The organism is Streptomyces sp. NPDC058291 (assembly GCF_042880855.1).
Classification (GTDB): Bacteria; Actinomycetota; Actinomycetes; order Streptomycetales; family Streptomycetaceae; genus Streptomyces.
The window spans coordinates 69,478-76,941 of sequence record NZ_JBHVYK010000035.1 but is presented as its reverse complement, the minus strand read 5'-3'; the positions used below and the strand labels follow the sequence as shown (position 1 = coordinate 76,941).

The window sequence follows — 7,464 nt, the reverse complement described above, 5'->3', positions numbered from 1 at the left end:
GCGCACGTCTGCCCGCCGGCCCGTTCGACGGTGTTAGCCGCGCTCGGGTTCGTCATGGATGGTCAGTGCTCCGGCGAGGTCGAGGTCGGCGACCGTGCCGTGCGCCCCGGCGCGGACGAGCAGCACAGCGCCGAAAGCGGTGCTCCAGAACGTCCTGGCCTCCACGCTGAGCGGTCGGCGGGTCCTCCAGCCGCGACTGTCGATGAGCTGGCTCACGAAGCGCTCGGATTGTCGGAACAGCAACTGGAGGTGCTGGTCGACCACAGGGGCGAGTTCGGGTTTGGAGATCCCGGTGGCGAGTGCTCGCGCGACCGCTGGGAGCGAGGGCATCGCCAGTACGGCACGGGCGATGTTGCGGCGAAATGCCGCCGCGTCGGGGGCTTGGCGTCCGATGCGCTCAATTCGCCGGGCGTCGTGCAGCAGGCCGAGAAAGGCCGCGTGCACGAGCAGCGAGTCCTTGGAGCCGAAGTGGTAGGTGACCTGATTGGGGAAGACGCCTGCCGCGGTCGCGATCTCGGCGACGCTCACCTCGGCGCCGGGCCGCTCCTTGCAGAGCTGTGCAGTTGCCTCGATCAGCCGGCGTCTCGTCGCGCGACCTCGGTCACGCGTCCGGGTCGACGTTGATCGAGTCTCGGTTCGCTTCGTCTCCACACCCGGAATTGTATGTGATACAACAAGGCTCTGTTCGCTTGTATCGCATACAAGAAAGGTTCAAGGACATGCACCGGACTGAAGTCGTCGTGACCGGACTCGGCGCGATCACGCCACTTGGTGGAGACGTGGAATCCACCTGGAAGGCCTTGCTTGCCGGCGAGTCCGGCATTCGCGGCGACGCTCTGCCCGGCCACGAGGACGCCGGCCTTCCTGACACCGTTGCCGGGACGATGGCGATCGACCCCGCCGCGTCGCTCCTGCCGGTGCAGGCCAGGCGGCTCGACCGCTCACAGCAGGCAGCCTTCACCGCGGCGGCCGAAGCCTGGGCCGACGCCGGTGCACCGCGGGTGGATGCGGACCGGCTCGCCTCAGCGATCGGCACGGGCATCGGGGGAGTGCGGACGCTGTTGAGGGAAGACGACGCTCTGGAGGCGGCCGGAACCCGGCGCGTCTCACCACGCACGGTCCCGATGCTCATGCCCAATGCGGCGGCAGCGCTGATCAGTATCGAGTACGGCGCGCGGGCCGGGGCGTACACGCCTGTCTCGGCGTGCTCTTCCGGTGCCGAGGCGATCGCCCTGGGGGCCCGGCTCATCCGTGCCGGCGAGGCGGACGTGGTCATCGCGGGGGGAACCGAGGCCGCGATCACCCCGATCACCGTCGCCGGCTTCGCCCAGGCACAAGCACTGTCGCGCCACACCGCCGAACCCGCCTCAGCCTCCCGGCCGTTCGCTGCCGACCGCAGTGGATTCGTTCTCAGTGAAGGCGCGGCTGTGGTGGTGCTCGAAAGCGCCGAACACGCCGACGCGCGAGGCGCGCGCGTCCACGCGGTGCTCGCGGGCGCCGGCATCGCGGCCGACGCTCACCACATCACGGCTCCCGCTCCCGACGGCTCCGGTCAGATCTCCGCCATGCGGAAGGCCCTCGCGCAAGCCGGCTTGGCTCCCGAGCGGATCGGCCACATCAACGCCCACGCCACCGGAACTCCGGCCGGTGACGTCGCCGAGGCACACGCGATCGGAGAGGTCTTCGGCCACGCCACGGTGACCGCTCCCAAGGCGGCGCTGGGCCATCTCTTCGGCGCCGCAGGCGCGATCGAGGCGATCATCGCCGTCCTCAGTGTGGAGCACGGCGTCATCCCGCCGACCCGCAACGTCACCGCGGCCGGCGTCGATCCCGGCATCGACCTCGATGTCGTGGCAGAGCGACGAAACGTTCCCCAGGAAGCCGTGCTGAGCAACTCCTTCGGCTTCGGTGGACAGAACGTCTCACTCATCGTCACCGGCGCACGACACCACGCGTCCCGTGCGGTGTCGACCGCATCATGACCTGCACGAACGCACCATTGTCGGTGGCTGGTCGCCGTCGATTGATCGAGTATCGAGCGTTGCTCAGCGCGTTGTTCGTCGCCGAGGGGGGCGTGGACTCGGCCGGTTCGGGAGGCGACCAGCGCCTTCGTGGCGGGCAGGGTGGCCTTCGCCGCGGCGACACCGAGCAGGCCCAGGGGTTCGCCGGGGTGGCCGAGGCAGACCATCTGATGGGACATGCGGATGACGATCTCCACGCCGCGGTCCGGCCGTCCGTTCTCGGGTGGGGGGTGGACGCCCTACGACCAGTACCGCTGGGTGGTGGCATACCGGCGGCAGCCGTGGCTGACTCATCCGGCCGGCGCGGCGTGGCGCGGCGCGGCTGGGTTGACGGCAGCTGCGAACACGCGGGTCTTGAGCGAGGGCGAGACGCCCCCCTTGAGGCGGCTCGCGACTCCCTGTGGCCAGGGTCTGGGCGGCTGCCTCGGTCAGCAGCGAGAGCTGGATGCGATCCAAGGCGGGCCCTCGAGCGGTTGGGCCGAGATCATCGGGGGTGAGCGGCTGGCCGACCGCGTCGGAGATCACCGCGGCGAGCAGGGCCGGGACCCGTGGGCGGGGACGCTCGCCGTCGATCCACCGCCGTACGCGGGTCGCGTTGGGGTTGATCTGCGACCTTGGCGGATCGCTTCGGCAGCGTTCCGGCGGGCGATCTCGCCATGGGGACAGGCCAGCGGCCGCGGTCCACGGCGCGAGCCGTGCATGGCCCGATCTGCTCGGCACCGGTGCCGCACCCTTGCGACCGCTTGTCACGGAGCGCAGTTCGCCACGGTTCGCGGCACCCGCACGGCAGCGTGCTGAGGAGCGCGGACGCGCGGCACCTACACGGCAGCGTGCTGATGAGCGCGGACGATGAGGGCGTCCACCGTGAGGTCCTTGGTCTCGCCCGCCGCGGCAGGCGTGGCCTGGACCTGCTCAGGCGGACGCTGCCCCGGTCCCGTCGGTCGGCCCATGGCCGATGGGCTGATGAAGGGTCCTCCGCGGCCCGGACCGTTCGGGCGGATCATGCCGCTGCGTCCCGGTCCGGACTGGGTGCAGGTTCCTGTTGATCACCTGAAGGTGGTCGCGCTGCCGGTCGCAACGGCTGTTGACGACCGGCAGGAGCGGTCGCGACCGTTCGCATTCGGCGGCTGTCAGATGCCCCGCTCCATGTCCACATCGGCGATCCGGGCGCGGAAGGGGTCACTTGGCGGGCCGGTGGAGTCATGGGTATTCATCTGAGGGGAGCGCTCGGGTCGTCCGTGCCAGGGTTCCCGGGCCATCTCTCTCGCATCATTTGCGCCAGAACAGGTGGTGGGTCACGCCACTGGGGCTGGGCACGATCTCCATGTGGAACCGGTCGCGCAACTCTTCGGGCGAGTCCCACAGACGTAGCCCGGACCCGAGCGTCACCGGTGAGACGACCACGTGCATGGTGTCGACGAGGTCGGCGTCCAAGAACTCCCGGACGGTGGTCACGCCGCCGCCGAGCCGGACGTCCTTGCCCTGCGCGGCCTCCCGTGCCTGCTCGAGCACGGTGGCCGGGTCGCCGTCCACGAAATGGAACGTGGTGTCGGAGAGCGTGAACGATGGACGCTTGTGATGGGTCAGGACGAACACCGGCGTGTGGAAGGGGGGCTCGTCGCCCCACCAGCCTTGCCACTCGTGGTCACGCCACTCGCCGCGCTGGGGTCCGAACTTGTTGCGGCCCATGATCTCGGCGCCGATGTTGTGGCTGAAGTCCCGGGTGAAGTAGTCGTCGAGGCCCCGACTCCCCCCGGGGTCGGTGCGGTTGGGCCAGCTCGCCGTGGCGCCGGCCCAGGAGAACAGCTTTCCCGGATCGATGTCGTGGCCGAAGGGTCTCTCCAGGCTCTGGTCCTCGCCGGCGGCGATGCCGTCGCTCGAGATGGTGAAGTTCTGCACTCGCAGCAGCTGACCCACGTGCTGTCCCATCATGGTCTGTCGTCTCCTCGTGTAGGCGATGTGTTCGCCATCAGGATGTCGAACGGGACGTGGCTGGATCGACAGCGGCGCTTGAGTTCTTTCCCAGCGTGCCCCGCGTGGCCGTGCACCTGGGCCGTTCGGCGGCATCCTGGTGCGCACGCTGTACGAGATTCTGGGCTTGTCGACTACGAGGTGACATGCTCGCCCCACCCCTCAACGGGTTTCGCCAGGACGTGCCGCGTGCCTGGCCCTCGCGACGTTGCACACCTGGACGCTGCCCCGGCGGACGCCTTCACACGCGGAATCCGACGTCAGCGAGAACCGATGTTGTCCGGGTGCCGTCCCGGGCCGCTATGAGGTGGAACGGGAGCGTTCCGCAGCGCTGCGAGCGGCGGGGGAGGTCAGTTCGAGGGCCCGGTTGTCGTGACCGGCCGCCATCTCGTCCAGCCAGAGTTCGTACCAGGCGAGGAAGCCGGGGGCCGGTGACAGGTCGGGGCCCCAGAACCCGTCGGAGTTGCCGGTGAGAACAGGCCCGGTCAGCGGGCCCGTGACTCCCAGCACAACCACATCGCTGCATCCCGCTTCGATGATGTGCAGGAACCTGTCGCCTGGGCGGGTACGGTCCTCGACCGCGCTGAAGCCGCGCGGGGTCCCGCCGCCTGCCCCCTCCGGGTCCATGGTGAACAGGTCGCACCGGTTCAGGGCAGAAGCCCGTAGAACGGGGAAGCTCCCGTCGCCCCCAGGAACGTCAGGAAGTCGCGGTAGGGATCGGGAAGAACGACCCCGTGGTCGGTCTCGAAGGCGTCGAGCATCGCTGGGCTGATGGTGGGCCCGAGCCGGAAGCGGTGCTTCTCCTCGCCGAACGAGTGGCTGCGAAGGGGGCTGAAGGGTACCTGGGCAAGCTTGCGCTGTAGGCGGGGCAGGCGGGGCAGGCGGGGGTCCATACGTGCTCTACTCTCGTCCGGCCAAGAAATCCAACGGAGAGGACGCGCTTTCGACCACCGGGCGCAACCGCCCTGGGCGGTGATCCTTCAGCTGGCGTGTACTCCAGCGGCAGGCCGCTCGCGGTCAACGCCCCAGCTCACCTTCGCCCGTGAGGCCACCCCGATTCCTCTACCCCACACGACCGGTCGCGGTCACCTCGTCGACGATGGCCACAGCCGGCGCCGGGCGACCACCGTCACCACGCCGACGACCGCCGCTGATCGGTCCCAGTCCCGCCACGCGCGGCGCGCCCGGCCCGTTGCGGGGAGGACGCGCCGCCGTGTCATGTCGCGACTTTTCCGCGGTCGGGGCTCAGTTGGTGAAGATGACGTACTTCCAGGCGCCGTGCGTCGTCGCGTTGACGCTGTCGCCGGAGGAGCCGTCGATGTACGACGAGCGGACCCGGGCGCGGACGCCGGCCTCGCCCGGGGCCTCCAGCGTGACGGCGGACTTCCCGTTGGTGCTCACCGGGAAGTACTGGGACCCGGAGTCGTACCAGGAACCCTCGTAGTAGACCTGAACCTGAAGACGCTGCTGGCGGCCGGCGTAGTAGTTCATGGTCGTGGTGAACAACGGGTCGGTGTTCTTGCGGAAGTAGAAGTACGAAGTGGAGCCGATCCGCCCCGTCTTGTAGTGCCGGGAGACGGCGGTCGAGACCTGCGCGTAGGCGCCCGCGGTGGACTTCGCGGTCTTGTCGGCGCTGCGCGCGTCACCCGCGAAGACGGCCGTGACGGCCGTGTCACGGGTCATGTCGACGACGACCGAAAGGTTGCCGCTCGAGTTGACCTTGGCGTTCTTGACCAGCTTCTTCGGCTTGTCGGAGCCGGCGGGGTCCACGTAGATGGCCAGCGTGCGGTTCTTGTACGTCGGGCCGAGGTGCGCGGTGAACGTGACGTCCTTGCCGTACGCGTACAGCTTGCCGTTGTTGGTGAGGCTGAGCGCGGCCGCCGTGCGCGAGACGGCCACCACGTCGGAGCCGACGGTGGCCGCGTGGCCGGCGTCGCCCGCGAAGAACACCCGGTAGGTGACCTTGCCGCCGGCGGGCGGGACGTCCGTGAACGCGAACGAGCCGTCCGCCTTGGTCTTGACGGGGGCGAGGACCTTGCCGCTCGGGGATTCCTGGTCCGCGCGGGTCACCTTGAGAGCGGTTCCCGCCGGAAACGGCGTCGCCGAGGTCAGTTTGCCGGTGACGGTGAGCTTCTTGGCGCGTTCCGCCTTGACCGGTGCCGTCACCTTCAGCGACGGCAGCTCCTTGGTCGGGTCCGTCAGAGCGCGCAGGGTGAAGCCGCCGCCGGTGTTCACGGAGATCGCGAACACCCGGCTGCTGTCCGGGGCCCAGGCCAGTGCGCCGTCCACGAGGGTGTCGGCGCCGCTGCTGTTACCGGTGTTGGGGAAGTCGTACTCCCGCACCGGCGTCGCCGCGCCCGGCCGCATGATGTGGACGTCGGGCTCGTACCAGGAGAAGCTGCCGCCCGCGACGCTGCCGTCGGGTGCGACCCGCACGGCGTTCGGGTACGCGTCGATGGGATAGCCGGTCTGCGCAGTGAGGTCGGCGGTCGAATAGGCGCCGATGCCGTATCCGAAGCCGGGCGAGCCCCACGAGGTGAGGATCTGCTTGCCGTCGGGCGTCAGGTCCAGCTGCTTCACGGAGGTGTCCATGTCGCCCTTGGCGCGCAGCACGGCGCCGTCGGCCGTCACGTCGTACACGGCGAGTGCGCCGCCTGCGCCGGCCACCAGGACGCCCGGGTCGGCCGGGTCGGCACCCAGCAGCGTCGTGCCGCCGAAGAAGTTGACGTCCCCGCGCTGGGCGAGGTGGACGACGGGCTCGGCGCCGGAGACGTCGAGCGAACCGAAGTTGGAGCCGTAGCCGAACCAGATCCGGCCGTCGACCACCTCCAGGTCGCCCGGAGCCGCCCCCAGCGGGTAGCTGGCGGTCTCGGTGTACGTGCCCGTCTCCACCGAGACGATCCGGTTGCCGTTCGTGACGGCCGCGTACACCTGCCCGGAGTCGGCGGACAGCGCGAGGCCGGTCACGCCGGGCAACCCGGTCAGGGTCGTCTTGACGGCCCCCGTGTAGTCGGTGACGACGATCTTGCCGCCGTGCGGGTCCGACACGTAGACCCGCTGGTGAGCGCCGTCCACGACGATGTCGCCGACCGACTCCACCGGAAGGAGCTTGGCGGAGTCGGCTACCGCCACTCCCGCCGAACCCGCGGCGAGTACCGCGGAGCTGAGGACGACCGCGAGCGTCGTCGCGGTCGAGATGCTGCGCCTGCGCACAGAAATGGGAACCCCCAGAAAAGAAGCCCGGCGTCCGCCGGGCGTGATGAAGCGCCTGCGTCCCCCCTTCGCACCCGCAGCGGATGCGTGAACGCGGCAGAGCAGCAGCCTATGGCATGCCAATGACAACATGGGCGGGATTTCCACCGATCTTCCACCGCTCTGGAACGCCCGCCGGACAAACCCGGCGCGGTGACGGTGAGGCCCCGGGTGGGGTGCCCTACTGCGAGTGAGTCTCCTCGACCACCCAGGACAGGTA

7 protein-coding genes are annotated in these 7,464 nt (G+C 69.6%); 2 read left to right on the top strand and 5 right to left on the bottom strand.

Annotated elements, in window-relative coordinates:
* Window positions 1-33: 33 nt before the first annotated feature.
* Complete coding sequence (locus tag ACFVYK_RS19465) at window positions 34-651, bottom strand: TetR/AcrR family transcriptional regulator C-terminal domain-containing protein (protein WP_389775350.1); 618 nt, start codon at window positions 649-651, stop codon at window positions 34-36.
* A gap of 68 nt (window positions 652-719) precedes the next feature.
* On the opposite strand from ACFVYK_RS19465, the gene ACFVYK_RS19460 reads away from it, so the two are divergent.
* Both ACFVYK_RS19460 and ACFVYK_RS19455 read left to right on the top strand, forming a co-directional pair.
* Window positions 720-1,982 carry a beta-ketoacyl-[acyl-carrier-protein] synthase family protein gene (locus ACFVYK_RS19460; protein ID WP_389775347.1) on the top strand — a complete coding sequence of 421 codons (1,263 nt, stop codon included), beginning with the start codon at window positions 720-722 and terminating at the stop codon, window positions 1,980-1,982.
* A gap of 987 nt (window positions 1,983-2,969) precedes the next feature.
* Window positions 2,970-3,239 (top strand): hypothetical protein, encoded by a 270-nt coding sequence (locus ACFVYK_RS19455; protein ID WP_389775344.1) that lies wholly within the window; start codon window positions 2,970-2,972, stop codon window positions 3,237-3,239.
* A 51-nt stretch (window positions 3,240-3,290) separates the two neighbouring features.
* Here the strand turns inward: ACFVYK_RS19455 and ACFVYK_RS19450 are convergent, their stop codons facing one another.
* The 4 genes from ACFVYK_RS19450 to ACFVYK_RS19435 form a co-directional block, all read right to left on the bottom strand.
* Complete coding sequence (locus ACFVYK_RS19450; protein WP_389775359.1) at window positions 3,291-3,938, bottom strand: dihydrofolate reductase family protein; 648 nt, start codon at window positions 3,936-3,938, stop codon at window positions 3,291-3,293.
* Window positions 3,939-4,292: 354 nt separating this feature from the next.
* Window positions 4,293-4,619, bottom strand: coding sequence for a hypothetical protein (locus ACFVYK_RS19445; protein ID WP_389775343.1), 327 nt, complete (start codon window positions 4,617-4,619; stop codon window positions 4,293-4,295).
* A gap of 20 nt (window positions 4,620-4,639) precedes the next feature.
* Window positions 4,640-4,885, bottom strand: a complete 246-nt coding sequence (locus ACFVYK_RS19440) for an SMI1/KNR4 family protein (RefSeq protein ID WP_389775340.1) — start codon at window positions 4,883-4,885, stop codon at window positions 4,640-4,642.
* A gap of 352 nt (window positions 4,886-5,237) precedes the next feature.
* Window positions 5,238-7,205, bottom strand: a complete 1,968-nt coding sequence (locus tag ACFVYK_RS19435) for a YncE family protein (protein WP_389775338.1) — start codon at window positions 7,203-7,205, stop codon at window positions 5,238-5,240.
* Window positions 7,206-7,464 lie beyond the last annotated feature (259 nt).

What these genes read in the sequence shown, in the direction of transcription:
- ACFVYK_RS19460 (WP_389775347.1), top strand. Translation starts at nt 720, where the DNA reads ATGCACCGGACTGAAGTCGTCGTGACCGGACTCGGCGCGATCACGCCA.
- ACFVYK_RS19455 (WP_389775344.1), top strand. Translation starts at nt 2,970, where the DNA reads ATGGCCGATGGGCTGATGAAGGGTCCTCCGCGGCCCGGACCGTTCGGG.
- ACFVYK_RS19440 (WP_389775340.1), bottom strand. Translation starts at nt 4,885, where the DNA reads ATGGACCCCCGCCTGCCCCGCCTGCCCCGCCTACAGCGCAAGCTTGCC.
- ACFVYK_RS19445 (WP_389775343.1), bottom strand. Translation starts at nt 4,619, where the DNA reads ATGGACCCGGAGGGGGCAGGCGGCGGGACCCCGCGCGGCTTCAGCGCG.